Genomic DNA, 14,684 nt, shown 5'->3' with positions numbered 1-14,684 from the left:
CGACAGTAGTGCAGGACAGACCCCGGGAGAAGGCCCCGGCGTCCATTCCTGGACGCCGTCGGAATGGCGGGCGTGGCCGCGGGCGCCCGGGTGCCGATAGGCTGCCCGCGCGCCATTCCGGGAGCCGTCCGGCTCCATTCTGCGGCGCACCGACGGAAACGGCGGACGATGCCGGAACTGGACGACCTCGTCGACGCGTGCCTCGTGCCCGGTTTCTCCGGGACCGCCGTCCCGGACTGGGTGCGCGCGGCGCTGGACCGCGGGATGGCCGGCGTCTGCGTCTACGGCGCCAACCTCACCGGCGGGCCCGCGCAGCCGGCGCCCGAGCGGGTGCGGGCCATCAGCGACGCCGTCCACGCGGCCGCGCCCGACGCCCTGGTCACCCTCGACGAGGAGGGCGGCGACGTCACGCGGCTGGACTACCTGGTCGGCAGCGGCTACCCGGGCAACCTGGCGCTCGGCGTCGTCGACGACGTGGAGCTCACCCGCGCGGTGGCCGCCGCCGTCGGCGCCGACCTGCGGGCCGCCGGGGTCGACGTCGACCTCGCGCCGTCGGTCGACGTCAACAGCGACCCCCGCAACCCGGTCATCGGCGTGCGCTCCTTCGGCGCGGACCCCGCGCTGGTGGCCCGGCACGGCGCGGCGTTCGTGGCCGGTCTGCAGGCCGCCGGGGTCGCCGCCTGCGCCAAGCACTTCCCCGGCCACGGGGCCACCACCGTCGACTCCCACCTCGGCCTGCCGGTCGTCGACGTCGACCCGGCCACCGCGCGGGCCCGCGAGCTGCCGCCGTTCGCCGCCGCGGTCGCCGCCGGCGTGGACCTGGTGATGACCTCGCACGTCGTCTTCCCCGCCGTCGACGGGCAGCCGGCCACGCTCAGCCGCCGCTGGCTGGTCGACGTGCTGCGCGGCGAGCTCGGGTTCGGCGGCGTGGTGGTCACCGACGCCCTCGACATGGCCGGGGTGCGGGCCGCGCACGGGATCGCGGGGGCCGGCGCGCTGTCGCTGGCGGCGGGCGCGGACCTGCTGCTGGTCGGCGCCGAGGACGGCGAGGAGCACTGCGCGGCGATCCGCCGGGCGGTGACCGACGCCGTCCGCGCGGGCGCGCTGCCCGAGGAGCGGCTGCACGAGGCGGCCGGGCGGGTGCGGGCGCTGCGGGCCCGTCAGGCCGCCCGCGCCGCCGGCCCGGCGCCGGAGGGCGACCCCGGTGCGGTCGCCGCCCGCCGGGCGCTGCGCTGCCGCGACGTCGCCCCGCTGACCGCGCCGGCCGTGGTCGTCGAGGTGCGCGGGGAGGCGAACATGGCCGTCGGCGACGCCCGGTGGAGCCTCGCGGACCCGCTGGCGGAGCGGGGTCTGCTCGGCGAGGCGGTGGCCGTGCGCGGTGGCGACCCGGGCGCCGCCGCGGTGGCCGCGCGGGCGCAGGGCCGCCCGCTGGTGGTCGCCGTCCGAGACGCGTACCGGCACCCCGCCGAGCGCGCCTGGCTCGCCGACCTGCTCGCGCACCGGCCCGACGCCGTCGTCGTGGCGCTCGGCATGCCCGACGACGCCGTCCTCACTCCCGGTCCGGTGGTCGTCACGCACGGCGCCGCGCGGGTGCTCACCGAGTCCGCCGCCGCGGTCCTGGCCGGATGACCACGCTGGTCCGGGGCGCGCGGCTGGTCGACGCGGGCGGCGCCGTCGACGGCGGGTGGGTGCTCCTCGACGGCGCGACGATCGCCGCCACCGGCACCGGTCCCCCGCCCCCGGCCGACGGCACCGTCGACCTCCCGGGCGCCGACCTCGTCCCCGGCTTCGTCGACCTGCACGCCCACGGCGGCGGCGGGGCGGCCTTCGACGACGGCCCCGGCGCGATCCGCGCCGCGCTCGCCGTGCACCGGGCGGCGGGCACCACGCGGTCGGTGGTCAGCCTGGTCGCCGCCCCGCTGGAGCGGCTCGAGGCGTCCCTGGCCGGCATCGCCGACCTGGCCCGCGAGGACCCCACCGTGCTCGGCGCGCACCTCGAGGGCCCGTTCCTGGCGCCGGCCCGCTGCGGCGCCCACGATCCGCGGCACCTGCGCGCGCCCGCGCCCGGCGACGTCGCCCGGCTGCTCGCCGCCGCCCGCGGCACGCTGCGCCAGGTCACCGTCGCGCCCGAGCTGCCCGGCGCGCTGGAGGCCGTCCGCGCGCTCACCGCCGCGGGCGCCGTCGTCGCGGTCGGGCACACCGGGGCCGACGCCGCGCTCACCGCCGCGGCCTTCGACGCCGGCGCCCGGCTGCTCACCCACGCGCTCAACGCCATGCCCGGCCTGCACCACCGCGAGCCCGGCCCGGTCGGGGCCGCGCTCGCCGACCCCCGCGTGGTCCTCGAGCTCGTCCTCGACGGCGTGCACGTGCACCCCGTCGTCGCCGCGCTGCTCCTCGCGGGGGCGCCCGGACGGGTCGCGCTGGTCACCGACGCGATGGCCGCGGCCGGCGGCCCCGACGGCGCGCACCGGATCGGCGCCCTCGACGTCACCGTCCGGGGCGGCCGGGCGGTGCTCACCGGCACCGGCACGATCGCCGGCTCCACGCTCACCCAGGACGCCGCGCTCCGGAACGCCCTCGCCGCGGGCGTCGGCCTGGTGCCCGCGGTGGCCGCGCTGACCGCCGTCCCCGCCCGCGCGCTGGGCCTCGGCGACCGGCTGGGGCGGCTGGCGCCCGGCTACGCGGCCGACGTCGTCGCCCTGGACGCGGACCGGTCCGTCACGGCCGTGTGGGCGGCCGGGGCCCGCGTGCGCTGAGCCCCGCGCCTAGGGGCGCTGCCAGGCGGGCTTGGCCGCGTAGACCTGCCGGTAGTGCTCGAGCAGGGTCAGCCGCGCCGCCGCCGCCTCGTCGACGACGACGGTCGCCCGCGGGTGCAGCTGCAGCGCCGAGCCCGGGCACATGCTGGTCAGCGGCCCCTCGACGGCGGCCGCCACGGATGCGGCCTTCCCCTCGCCGTGTGCGACCAGCAGCAGCCGGCGCGCCTCGAGGATGGTGCCCAGCCCCTGGGTGAGGCAGTGCAGCGGCACCTCCTCCGGCGAGGCGAAGAACCGGGCGTTGTCGGCGCGGGTGCGGGCGGTGAGCGTCTTGATCCGGGTCCGCGACCCGAACGACGACGTGGGCTCGTTGAACCCGATGTGCCCGTTGGTGCCGATGCCCAGCAGCTGGACGTCGACGCCGCCGGCCCCGGCGATGGCCCGCTCGTAGTCCTCCGCGGCGGCCTCCAGGTCGCCCGCCCGCCCGTCGGGGACGTGCACCCGCGCGGGGTCCAGCCGCAGCGGACCGGTGACGTCGCGGGCGACCACCGCGGCGTAGGACTCCGGGTGCCCGGCGGGCAGCCCCACGTACTCGTCGAGGGCGAAGGCGGTGACGCCGGACAGGTCGAGCTCACCGGCACCGACCCGGCGGGCCAGCTCGGCGTAGACGCCCACCGGCGAGGAGCCGGTGGCCACCCCGAGGACGGCGTCCGGGCGCCGCCGCACGACGTCGGCGACGACGTCGGCGGCCACCTGCGCGACGTCGTCGGGCCCCGGCAGGACGATCACCTCCACGGCGCGCTCACAGGGCGAGCGGCTCGGCGAGCCGCGGTCCGGCCGCCTCCAGGGCGGTCAGCGCGGCGCCGACCGGGGCGACCGGCACCCCGCGCGGGACCACCTGCACCCGCGCCGGCATGCCCAGGCTCCGCAGGAACGGCGACCCGTGGGCCTGCCGCTCCAGCCGGTCCCGGACGGCCGCCACCAGCGGCTCGCCCACCTCGGCGACGCCGCCGCCGAGCACCACGTGCTCGACGTCGCAGGTGAGGACCAGCAGGCGCACCGCGGCCGCGACCGCGCCGGCGAACCGGTCGCGGACCCGCAGCGCCGCCGCGTCCCCCGCCCCGGCGGCGGCGAAGACGGCGGCCGCCGCGGGCACCCCGTCCGGCGCCGGCCAGGCGGCGTCGAGCGCCGACCCGGAGGCGTAGAGCTCCAGGCAGCCGCGCTGGCCGCACGGGCAGGGCGGGCCGTCCGGGTCGAGCGGCACGTGCCCGATCTCCCCCGCGCCGCCGCCGTGGCCGCGCCGCAGCCCGCCGCCGAGCAGCAGGCCCGCGGCCACCCCGGTGCCCAGGCCCAGCAGCGCGAGGTCGCCGCGCAGCCCGAGCACCCGGGCGGCCCCGACGGCGGCCACGTTGAGGTCGTTCTCCACCGTCACCGGCACCCCGCCGAGCCGGGCGGACAGCAGCGGCGCCAGCGCCACCCCGCGGTCGTCGATGCCGAGGTTGACCGCGTGCGACACCTCCCCGGAGTCCGGGTCGACCAGCCCCGGGACGCCGGCGCCCACGGCGGCCAGCCCGGCACCGTCGAGGCCCGCGTCGGCGCACAGCCGCTCCACCACCTCGGCGGCGGCGGCCACCACGCCGTCGGTGCCGCGGCGGGTGGGCACCCGCACGCTGCCCCGGACGGTCCCGGCGCCGTCGAGCAGCACGCCGAGGACCTTGGTGCCCCCGATGTCCAGACCCGCCGACCAGCTCCCCGCGGTCCCGGTCACCCCTTCACCGCCCCGGCCACCAGACCGGCGCTCATCCGCTTCTGCACCAGCAGGAAGAAGCCGATGACCGGCACGGCGATGAGCGTCGCGCCGGCCATGACCACGCCCCAGTCGGTGGCCCGGTTGGCCTCGACCAGGCCCTGCAGCCACAGCGGCAGGGTCCGCTCGCCCGGCTCGGTCATGACGACCAGCGCGAGCGTGTACTCGTTCCACGCCTGCAGGAACCCGTAGACGCCGGAGGCCACGAGGCCGGGCGCCAGCAGCGGGAAGGTGATGCGGAAGAAGGCGCGGGTACGCGACAGGCCGTCGACCATCGCCGCCTCCTCCAGTTCCATCGGGACGCCGTTCACGAATCCGCGGAGCATCCACACCGTGAACGGCAGGATGGCGGCGACGTAGACGATGGACAGACCCAGGACGGAATTGACCAGACCCCATCCGTCGAGCACCGCGTACTGCGAGATGAAAAGACCTTCCGCGGGGATCATCTGCACCACGAGAATGGTCACGATGAACGACTTCCGCCCGCGGAAACGGAATCGGCTGATCGCGAGTGCGGCGACGAACGCGAACAGCACCGCGCCGGCGAGGGTGATCGCCGTGACCGCCAGCGAGACGCGGAACGAGGCGTAGAACGACTCGTCGGTCAGCACCTGCCGGAAGTTGGCCAGCGTCCCGTCGACGGGGAAGAAGGTCGGCTCGGGCCGCTGCAGCTGCGCCGTCGGCAGGAAGGCGCTGCTGACCATCCAGTAGATCGGGAAGGCCCAGACGAGCGCGACGGCGACGGCGAACGCGCCGAGCAGCCAGCGCGCGGCCCGGGTGCGCGGGCGGACGCGCCGCCGCCGCCGGGCGGGACGGGGAGCGCGGGCGGCCGGCGGGACGGCGACCGCGGGCGGGACGGCGGCGCTCACAGCTCCTCCTCCCGCAGCATGCGGCGGATGTAGAAGCCGGTGAGCAGCAGCGTGAGGACGAGCATGACCGTGGCCATGGCGCCGGCCATCGAGAACTCCCGGGACAGCGAGTAGACGAAGGTGCCGAGCAGGTGGGTCTCCCGGGTGGGGGCGCCGGCCTTCTGCAGCACGTGGATCTGGGTGAAGACCCGCAGGTCCCAGATGACCTGCAGCAGCGCGGCGATGAGCAGCACCGGCCGGACCAGCGGCAGGGACAGGTGGCGGAAGCGCTGCCAGGCGGTCGCGCCGTCGAGCTGGGCGGCCTCCACGCACTCGGCCGGCACCTGCAGCAGGGCGGCGTAGGTGGTGAAGACGACGAACGGCACGCTCATCCACACCACGATCACCGTGGCGACCAGGTAGAACGACGCCGGCTCGATGATCCAGGAGTGGCCGCGGAACTCGGCCAGCCCGAGCGGGCCGGCGAGCACCCAGTTGACGACGCCGTACCGGGAGTCGAACAGCCACTGCCAGACGGTGAGGGTGGCCAGCACCGGCGTGCCCCAGGCCAGCAGCATGCCGACCTGCAGGGTGATCCGGGCGGCGCGGCCGACCTTGCTCATCAGGACGGCGAGCCCGACACCGACGGCCATGGTGAGCCCGGCGTTGACCAGGCAGAACGCCACCGACCGGCCGATGACGCCCCAGACGTAGGGGTCGCTCAGCAGCTCGGTGTAGTTGCGCAGGCCCACCCACTCGGCGGGCCGGCCGAACTGCTGCGCCAGGCCGTACTCCTGGAAGGACAGCAGGAACTGGCGGACCAGCGGGTAGCCGAGGCCGACGGCGATCGGCACCAGCGCCGGGACGAGCAGCAGGTAGGGGTTGAGGCGCGCCCGCCAGGGGGCCCGCCGGGGCACCGGGCGGGGCGGCGCCGGGGCCGGGCCGGGGGGCGCGGGGTCGCGCGGGGGCGCCGCCGTCTCCGGCGGCAGGGGTGGTGCGGCCATGGGGCGCTCCGGGCGTCCGGGACCGGGGAGGACGCGGGCGGCGCGCCCTCCCCGGTCGGGCGGTCAGTTGAGCGTCTCCTCGAGGAGCCGGTCGGCCTCGGCGGCGGCCTGCGCGACGTCGGCCCCGCTGGCGATCTGCTGGAAGAAGTCCTCCAGGATGCGGGCGCCCTCGACGTCGGCCCACCGCTCGGCGGCCGGCGTCAGCTTCGCGTCGACCGCCGCGGCGAGCGCGGCCTGCGCGTACGGGTCGTCCCCGAGGGCGTCGGCGTACTGGCTGTTGCCGGGGATGAGCCCGTTCTCGGCCAGCATCGTCTGGAACTCCTCGGAGTAGATGATCCGCAGCAGGTCGCGGGCCTCCTCCTGGTGCTGGGACATCGTCGGGACGGCGATGTTCGAGCCGCCGGCGAAGACCGTGGCCGGGGTGCCCGGCTGCTCACCGGGCAGCGGGAAGACCCCGGTGCGCTCCTCGTTGCAGGCCTGCTGCTCGGCGAGCAGCGCCTCGGCCTCGGGCGAGGTGTCGTCGGGGTCGACGCCCTTGTCGCACTCGGGCAGGGCGATGCTCCACCGGGCCCAGGTGGGCGCGGAGAACATGGCGGCCTGGCCGTTGTTGAACGCGACCCACGGCTCGTCGGAGTCGGCGTCGCGCGGCGCCCGGGTGGCGTTGGTGAACAGGTCCTGGACCTCGGTGAGCGCCGCCTGCGACTCGGGGCTCGACAGCGCGCCGACCCAGCGGTCGCCCTCCTGCACCGCGAGCTCGCCGCCGCCGGTGAACAGCCAGGCGATGCCGTTGTACCAGTCCTGCCCGGGGAACCAGAACCCGCTGAAGTCCGGCGACGGGTTGGCCTGCTGCAGCGCGATGGCCGCGGCGCGGAACTCCGCGAGGGTCTGCGGCACGGCCACGCCGGCCTGCTCGAAGAGGTCCTTGCGGTAGAAGACCGCGCGGGCGCCCGAGTAGTAGGGCACCGCGTAGAGCGTGCCGTCGGCGGTGCCGGCCTCGACGAAGCCGGGCAGCAGGTCGTCGCCGCCGAGCTCGTCGTACATGTCCGACAGGTCGCTGAAGGCGCCGGCGTAGGTGAACGTCGGGCTCTGCGTGTTGCCGACCTCGACCAGGTCGGGCGTCTGGTCCTCGCTGGCCAGGGCCGTCTGCAGGCGCGGCACCAGGCCGCTCCAGTCCTGCTCCTCGATGACCAGCGTCATGCCCTCGTGCTCGGCCTCGAAGGTCTCGACGAGGTAGTCGCGCAGCTCCTGCGGGGTGTCCGTGCCGTTGAGCCAGAGCCGGACCTCGGTGTCCCCGGACGCCTCCGCCGTCGAGCCGCCGCCACAGGCGGAGACGGCGAGCAGCGACGCGACCGCAGCGGCGGCCAGCCCGCCGGTGCGTACTCTTCTCATGTTGGGGTTCCTCCTCGTTCGCGCGGGTTGGGTCCTCCGACGTGCACCTGGCCGGCTCGGGGTGGTCACGTCACCCCGAGCTGGCCGGACAGCACGAGCACGGCCGCCCCCGAGAGGGCGCCGTCCTCGTCGAGCGAGGTCATCCGCAGCTGCACCGTGCCGCTGATGACCGGCATCGTCCGCTCGCGGAGGGTGGCCAGGGCCGCCTCCCGCAGAGGGCCGTCCAGGAGCTCCCGCGGGCCGCGCAGCACGACCTCCGGGAGGTTGAGCGCGCTCACCACGGGGGCGAGCACGATGCCGAGCCGCCGGCCCACCTGGGCCAGCGCCGCGGCGGCGTCGGCGGGGGCCAGGCCCTCGACGCGACGACGGAGTGCGGGGACCGACAGCACGGTCTCCAGGCAGCCGGTGCGCCCGCAGGCGCAGCGCGCGGGCCGGCCGAGCGGGGCACCGTCGACGTCGTCCCGCTCGTCGACGGCGGTGACGTGGCCGAGCTCGCCGGCCGCGTGCGAGTCGCCGTGCACCAGCGCCCCGTCGAGGACGATCCCGGCGCCGACGCCGCCGCCCACGGTGAGCACCATCAGCCCGCCGCCGGTGGCGTCGCCGTAGGTGAGCTCGCCGAGCGCCGCGGTGTTGGCGTCGTTGGCCACGTGCACCGGCAGGCCGAGCTCCTCGGTGAGCCGGGCGGCCAGCGGCAGGTCGTACCAGCCGCGGTTGGGCGCCTGGACGACGCAGCCGGCGGGGGTGATGACGCCGGGTGAGCCGACGCCGACCCCCAGGACCGGCAGCGGGGACGCCTCGGCCAGCTCGCGGCACAGCGCCGTCAGCGCCTCGAGGGCGGCGGCGCCGGTGAGGCCCTGCACGTGCGCCGACCGGCGCTCGCGGACGGTGCCGGAGAGCTCCAGCACCGCGCCGTGCATGCGCTCGTCGTCGGCGAGGTCGACGGCGACGATGGAGAACGCGTCGGTGCGCAGGCCGACCAGCGTGGCCGGCTTGCCGACCCGGCCCTCGGCGCGGACGCCGAGCTCGGAGACCAGACCCTCGGCGAGCAGCGAGGAGACCAGGTCCGAGACGGTCACCCGGGTCAACCCGGTCGCGCGGGCGAGGTCCGCGCGCGACCGGGGACCCGAGTGGAACAGGTGCTGCAGCACCATCGAGCGGTGGTGCGCGCGGGCGTGCTCGGGGAGCACCTTGCGCGTCGGGCGCAGTGGACGGCGACGCGGGACGGGCGGCGCTGCGTCGGCGGTCACATTTGTTAGGCAACCGTCCTTACATATCCCGTGTCAAGAGGGTGGCTGCCCGGAGACCGAACGGTGACCCCCCCGCGAACGACCGGAGCCGCCGTCCCGTGGGGGACGACGGCTCCGGGGGTGCGGGAGGTCAGGCGGAGCGGCGCCGCGCGGCCACGACGAGCCCGCCGCCGAGCAGCAGCGCGGCCACACCGCCGACGGCCGGGACGGCCACGTCGGCGCCGGTGTAGGCCAGCCCGCCGGACCCGGCGGACCCACCGCCGGCGGCGGCGCCGGTCGCGGCGACCGTGACCGGCAGCGCCAGGGCGCGCGGGTTGCCCGCCGGGTCCACGCCCGAGGCGACCAGCGTGTGGGCACCGGACGCCAGCCCGGACGGCAGGGTCACCGTGGTGCTGAACGCGCCGTTCCCGTCCGTGACGACGGTTCCCAGCACGGTCGGCGTGGAGTAGACGACCAGCGTGACCGTGGAGTCCGGCAGGTAGCCCGAGCCGGTGAGGGTGACGGCACGGCCCGCGGTGACCGACGGGCCGGCCGGCGCGCCGAGGGGGCCGGAGGCGGTCGGGACGGTGGCCGGCACCGCCGGTGCCGCGACGACGCCCGAGGGGCCGACGACCGTGGACGCGCCACCGCCGGCCATGACGGTGACCCGGTAGCGGTGGCCCGGGACCGCCGGGAGCACACAGCTGCGGCCGGCCACGTCGGTCTGGCACATCGCGATCGGCGTGCCGTTGACCTCCTCGGCGGCGTCGTAGGACTCCGCGACGTAACCGCCGACGGGCGTGCCGGTCGCCGGCGGCGCCCACGTGACGGTGATCGAGGCGACGCCGGCGGTGACCCGCACGTCGGTGGGCACACCGACGACCTGCGGCACGGTCACCGGCACGACGCGACTCGCGGCGCCCGGGCCGGCCGCGCTCGTCGCCCGCACGGTCACGCGGTACTGACCTGCGGGGACGCCGGTGAGGGTCGCGGTGGCACCGGCGCTCCCGAGTCGGGCCTGGACCGGCGCCCACGTCGCCCCGCCGTCGAGGCTCACCTCGTAGCCGGTGGCCGCAGCGCGCCCGTCGGCGGCGGGGACCGGCGTGAAGCGGACGTTGACCGTGCCGGGCGAGGCGAGCGCGGACGTCAGCTCCGGCGCCGCGGGAGGGGTGGGGAGCACGGGCGTGCTGTCGCAGGGCAGCACGGTCCCGGAGATCAGGCCGTGTCCCGTCCGGGTGGTCACGCCCGTGGAGGTAGGGGTGTACGGGGCGGCGACGTAGTTGGCGCCGTGCGGCGGGGTGGAGCCCTCGTGGCCGTCGCCCCCGGCCCCGCCGTCGGCACCGGCGCCCCGCCCGCCGAGCGCCGCGACGATGTCCTCGCCGTCGCTGCCCATGACCACGGTGGCGCCGCCCCCGCCGCCACCGCCGAGCCCCTGCAGGTCCCCGTCCTCCCCGGACTGCACGTTGGTGATACGCCCGCCGGCCGAGCCGTCGGCGTGCGAGGCGCCCTGCTCCCCGACCTGGAGGAAGTAGTCCATCCCGGCCTCGACGTCGGTCGTCACCCGGATCTCGCCACCGCGCGCACCGGGGTTGCCGTCGGCGTCCGCTCCCCCCTGGGCACCGACGACGACCCACTCGACCCGGCAGTAGCCGGCCTCCGGGACGAAGACCAGCCCGTAGGGACCGGTCCAGGTGTGGCTGAAGGTGTAGGGCTCGAGCGGTGCCGCGGCGGCGACGCCGCCGGTGAGCACCACGGAGGAGGCGGCCACGGCGGCCGCGGCACCGAGGCCGAGGACACGACGGGCGGGGGACACGGGTCGCACGGTCGGACTCCCTGCGCGGGGCCCGGGACGCCGGGCACGGTGCCCGGCCGTCCGGACGCACCCGGCACGGAACCAGGCCGTCCGGTGCTGCGGCGTCCCGCCACCAGACGCGGGACGAGCCGTGATCGAGTCGTTACTCAGCGGCGTCCGTGCAGCTCGCACGGGGCGCAGGAGTTGACCGATCGGAGCTGTCGCGGTGATGCACAGCTGCCGAGGGACGACGCCGGCACCTGTCCGCCGGCGGGCCGGTGCCGGCGGACGGGACCGTCAGAGGGGGCGGACGGTGCCCATCAGGTGCTCACTTCCGTCCTTCGCGCTCCGCACCGCCACGTCCCAGCCGCCGCCGGCCGGCGCGGTGGCCACGTGCACCGTCGAGGGCAGCAGCAGCGGCCTGCGGAAGGCGACGTCGTAGGCCAGCGCGTCGGGCAGCCGGCCCGCCAGCGCCCCGAGCACGCACGCTGCGGTCCACATGCCGTGGGCGATGGCGCGCGGGAAGCCGAACGCCCGCGCGGGAAGCCGCCCCAGGTGGATCGGGTTCACGTCGCCGGAGACCCGGGCGTAGCGGCGGCCGGCGTCGGCGGGCACCCGCCAGGTGGCCACGGCGCGCGGCGGGTCCCCGACGGCCACCTCGGGGTCGGCCGCCGGTGCGCCCTCCGGCGCCCGGGCCCCGCGCGAGAGGTAGGTCGAGCGCGACCGCCACACCTCCGTGCCGCCGGCCGAGACGGTCGCGCACAGGTCGACGGTGGCACCGCTGCGGTGCGCGGCGAACCGCTCGGCCCACACCTCGAGGTCGAGCGGGGCGTCCGCGCCGACCGGGGCGAGCACCTCGACGGTGTTGCGCACGTGCACCAGCCCGGGCAGCGCCAGCGGGAACGCGCGGTCGGCCATCAGCGCCATCTGCAGGGGGAACGCCAGCACGTGCGGGTAGGTCGCCGGCAGGACGTCGGTCAGCGGCAGCCGGCACACCCGCGCGTAGGCGGCCAGGTGCGCGCGGTCGACGGCGACGCCGGTACGCGCGAGCCGGGCCGCGGGCAGGTCCCCGCCGCGGCCCCACGCGGTGACGGCGGCCCGGGCGTACAGCGCCCCCAGGCCCGGCGCGGCGTCCAGCACGGTGACCGCCATCAGGCCCCCAGCATCGACTGGCCGCACACCCGCACGACCTGCCCGTTCACCCCGGCGGCGCCGGGCTGCGCCAGCCAGGCGATCGTCTCGGCGACGTCGACCGGCAGCCCGCCCTGCTGCAGCGAGTTGATGCGGGCGCCCACCTCGCGGGTGCCGAAGGGCATCTTCGCCGTCATCTCGGTGACGATGAACCCCGGCGCGACGGCGTTGACGGTCGCGCCGCGCTCGGCGAACGCGGGCGCCCACGCGCGCACCATGCCGATGACGCCGGCCTTGCTCGCGGCGTAGTTGGTCTGGCCGCGGTTGCCCGCGATGCCCGACTGCGAGCTGACCGCCACCACGCGGGCGCCGGGCCGCAGCACGCCGTCGGCGTCGAGCAGCGCCTGGGTGAGGTCGAGCTGGGCCTGCAGGTTGACCGCCATGACGGAGTCCCACCGGGCGGCGTCCATGTTCACCAGCAGCTTGTCGCGGGTGATGCCGGCGTTGTGCACGACGACGTCGACCCCGCCGTGCCGCTCGCGCAGGTGGGCGACCAGCCGCTGCGCGGCGTCGGGCGCGGTGATGTCGAGCTGGAACGCCGTCCCGCCGACCTCGTTGGCCACCGCGGCGAGCGCCTCGCCGGCCGCCGGGACGTCGACGGCGACCACGTGCGCGCCGTCGCGGGCCACGACCCGGGCGATCGCGGCCCCGATACCGCGGGCGGCCCCGGTGACGACGGCGACCCTGCCGGCGAGCGGGCGCTCGTCGTCGCCCCCGGCGGGGACGTCGGCCGGCGCCACGGTGAGCACCTGCCCGTCGACGTAGGCCGACCGCCCGGACAGGAAGAACAGCACCGGGCTCGCGACCGACGCCTCGGCGCCCTCGGGCACGTACACGAGGTTGGCGGTGGAGCCCGCGCGCAGCTCCTTGGCCAGCGAGCGGACCAGGCCCTCGAGCGCCTGGCGGGCCGCCGCCTGGGCCGGGGAGCCGGCGTCGGCGGGCGGGTCGGCGAGCACGAGCACCCGGCCGGTGGACCGCAGCCGCTCCACCGCGGGGGCGAGCAGGTCGCGCGCCGCGGCGAGCTGCGCCGGGCCGGTGACGCCGGTGGCGTCGAGCACCACGGCCGCGGGCCGCTCCCCGGCCTCGGCGCCGTCGGCGGGCGGCGGGAGGACGGCGATGCCGGCGTCGCGGAGGAGACCGGTCAGGGCCTCCCGCAGCCGGCCCTCCCCCGCCGAGCCGACGACGGCCGGGCCGGGCAGCACCGGCCGGCCGGGCTCGTACCGGCGCAGCACGGCCGGCCGGGGCAGGCCCAGCTGCTTCACGAGGGAGGACCCGACGCCGGAGTTGGCGAAGGACGTGTACCAGTCGCTCACGGGGTGCAGCTCCTTCAGGACTCGAGGATCGCGACGACGCCCTGGCCGCCGGCCGCGCAGATGGAGATCAGCCCGCGCTTGCCGGGGCCGGCCTCGTGCAGCTGCTTGGCCAGGGAGGCGACGATCCGGCCGCCGGTCGCGGCGAACGGGTGGCCGGCCGCGAGCGAGGAGCCGTTGACGTTGAGCCTCGACCGGTCGATCGACCCGAGCGGGGCGTCGAGGCCGAGGCGCTCCTTGCAGAACGCCGGGTCCTCCCACGCCTTGAGCGTGGCCAGCACGGTGGAGGCGAAGGCCTCGTGGATCTCGTAGAAGTCGAAGTCCTGCAGCGTCAGGCCGTTGCGGGCGAGCATCACCGGCATGGCGTAGGCGGGCGCCATGAGCAGCCCCTCGCCCCCGTGCACGTAGTCCACGGCGGCGGTCTGCGCGTCGACCAGGTGGGCGAGCACCGGCAGGCCGTGTGCGGCGGCCCACTCGTCGGAGGAGAGCAGGACGGCGGAGGCGCCGTCGGACAGCGGCGTCGAGTTGCCGGCGGTCATGGTGGCCGCGGGGTCGTCCGTGCCGAAGACCGGCTTCAGCTTCGCGAGCTTCTCCACGGTCGTGTCGGGGCGCAGGTTCTGGTCGCGGGTGAGGCCCAGGTAGGGCGTGACCAGGTCGTCGAGGAAGCCGCGCTCGTAGGCGGCGGCGAGGTTGCGGTGCGAGCGGACGGTGAGCTCGTCCTGCTCCTCCCGGCCGATCTCCCACTCCCGCGCGGTGATCGCCTGGTGCTCGCCCATCGCGAGGCCGGTGCGCGGCTCGGCGTTGCGCGGGATCTCGGGCACGAGCGAGCCGGGGCGGAGACGCGAGAGCGCCGCGAGCCGCTGACCGACGGTCTTGGCGTTGTTCAGCTCGATGAGCACGCGGCGGAGGTCGTCGCCCACGGCCAGCGGGGCGTCCGAGGTCGTGTCCACGCCACCGGCGATGCCGGACTCCATCTGGCCCAGCGCGATCTTGTTGGCGACCAGCACGGTGGCCTCGAGGCCGGTGCCGCAGGCCTGCTGCACGTCGTAGGCGGGGGTGGCGGCCGACAGCCGCGACCCGAGCACCGACTCGCGGGTCAGGTTGAAGTCGCGCGAGTGCTTGAGGACGGCGCCGGCGACGACCTCGCCGACCTGCTGGCCCTGCAGGCCGAAGCGGGCGACCAGGCCGTCGAGGGTCGCGGTGAGCATGTCCTGGTTGGAGGCCTGCGCGTAGGCGGAGTTCGACCGCGCGAACGGGATGCGGTTGCCGCCGAGGACGGCGGCCCGGCGGGGCTGGGTCGGGCTCATCGGTGACCTCCAGGGGTCCCTGGTGCGCCATTCGCGCGCGAATGGCTGATGGAG

The 14,684-nt window shown here is 76.9% G+C and carries 12 protein-coding genes; 2 read left to right on the top strand and 10 right to left on the bottom strand.

Going from position 1 to position 14,684, the window contains the following annotated elements; genetic code table 11:
* The first annotated feature begins 168 nt into the window (after positions 1-168).
* Together ACI79X_RS12185 and nagA are read left to right on the top strand one after the other, a co-directional pair.
* A complete protein-coding gene (locus ACI79X_RS12185; protein WP_457025664.1) occupies positions 169-1,629 on the top strand; it encodes a glycoside hydrolase family 3 protein in 1,461 nt (486 codons plus the stop codon).
* Entirely contained in the window at positions 1,626-2,756 is a 1,131-nt protein-coding gene (gene nagA, locus ACI79X_RS12180; protein ID WP_457025663.1) for an N-acetylglucosamine-6-phosphate deacetylase, read from the top strand. Before ACI79X_RS12185 ends, nagA begins: the two co-directional genes overlap by 4 nt.
* Before the next feature lie 9 nt (positions 2,757-2,765).
* Here nagA and nagB read toward each other — a convergent pair whose 3' ends face one another.
* The 10 genes from nagB to ACI79X_RS12130 form a co-directional block, all read right to left on the bottom strand.
* Positions 2,766-3,548: a glucosamine-6-phosphate deaminase gene (gene nagB / locus ACI79X_RS12175; protein ID WP_457025662.1), complete on the bottom strand. Its 783-nt coding sequence runs from the start codon at positions 3,546-3,548 to the stop codon at positions 2,766-2,768.
* A gap of 7 nt (positions 3,549-3,555) precedes the next feature.
* Complete coding sequence (locus ACI79X_RS12170; RefSeq protein ID WP_457025661.1) at positions 3,556-4,521, bottom strand: ROK family protein; 966 nt, start codon at positions 4,519-4,521, stop codon at positions 3,556-3,558.
* Positions 4,518-5,432: a carbohydrate ABC transporter permease gene (locus ACI79X_RS12165; protein ID WP_457025660.1), complete on the bottom strand. Its 915-nt coding sequence runs from the start codon at positions 5,430-5,432 to the stop codon at positions 4,518-4,520. The genes ACI79X_RS12170 and ACI79X_RS12165 overlap by 4 nt, the downstream gene beginning before the upstream one ends.
* Positions 5,429-6,415, bottom strand: a complete 987-nt coding sequence (locus ACI79X_RS12160; protein ID WP_457025659.1) for a carbohydrate ABC transporter permease — start codon at positions 6,413-6,415, stop codon at positions 5,429-5,431. The genes ACI79X_RS12165 and ACI79X_RS12160 overlap by 4 nt, the downstream gene beginning before the upstream one ends.
* A gap of 63 nt (positions 6,416-6,478) precedes the next feature.
* Positions 6,479-7,804 carry an extracellular solute-binding protein gene (locus ACI79X_RS12155; RefSeq protein ID WP_457025658.1) on the bottom strand — a complete coding sequence of 442 codons (1,326 nt, stop codon included), beginning with the start codon at positions 7,802-7,804 and terminating at the stop codon, positions 6,479-6,481.
* A gap of 65 nt (positions 7,805-7,869) precedes the next feature.
* Positions 7,870-9,051, bottom strand: a complete 1,182-nt coding sequence (locus tag ACI79X_RS12150; RefSeq protein ID WP_457025657.1) for an ROK family protein — start codon at positions 9,049-9,051, stop codon at positions 7,870-7,872.
* Positions 9,052-9,181: 130 nt separating this feature from the next.
* Positions 9,182-10,843 carry a hypothetical protein gene (locus ACI79X_RS12145; protein WP_457025656.1) on the bottom strand — a complete coding sequence of 554 codons (1,662 nt, stop codon included), beginning with the start codon at positions 10,841-10,843 and terminating at the stop codon, positions 9,182-9,184.
* 276 nt (positions 10,844-11,119) lie between these two features.
* Complete coding sequence (locus tag ACI79X_RS12140) at positions 11,120-11,974, bottom strand: MaoC family dehydratase (RefSeq protein ID WP_457025655.1); 855 nt, start codon at positions 11,972-11,974, stop codon at positions 11,120-11,122.
* Positions 11,974-13,326 (bottom strand): 3-oxoacyl-ACP reductase, encoded by a 1,353-nt coding sequence (locus tag ACI79X_RS12135; RefSeq protein WP_457025654.1) that lies wholly within the window; start codon positions 13,324-13,326, stop codon positions 11,974-11,976. Before ACI79X_RS12135 ends, ACI79X_RS12140 begins: the two co-directional genes overlap by 1 nt.
* Positions 13,327-13,340: 14 nt before the next feature.
* Positions 13,341-14,630, bottom strand: coding sequence for an acetyl-CoA C-acetyltransferase (locus tag ACI79X_RS12130; protein WP_457025653.1), 1,290 nt, complete (start codon positions 14,628-14,630; stop codon positions 13,341-13,343).
* Positions 14,631-14,684: the final 54 nt, after the last annotated feature.

It is taken from the genome of Geodermatophilus sp. SYSU D01119 (genome assembly GCF_054049975.1).
The sequence above is the reverse complement of the archived record's forward strand: the minus strand, read 5'-3'. Positions and strand labels throughout refer to the sequence as shown.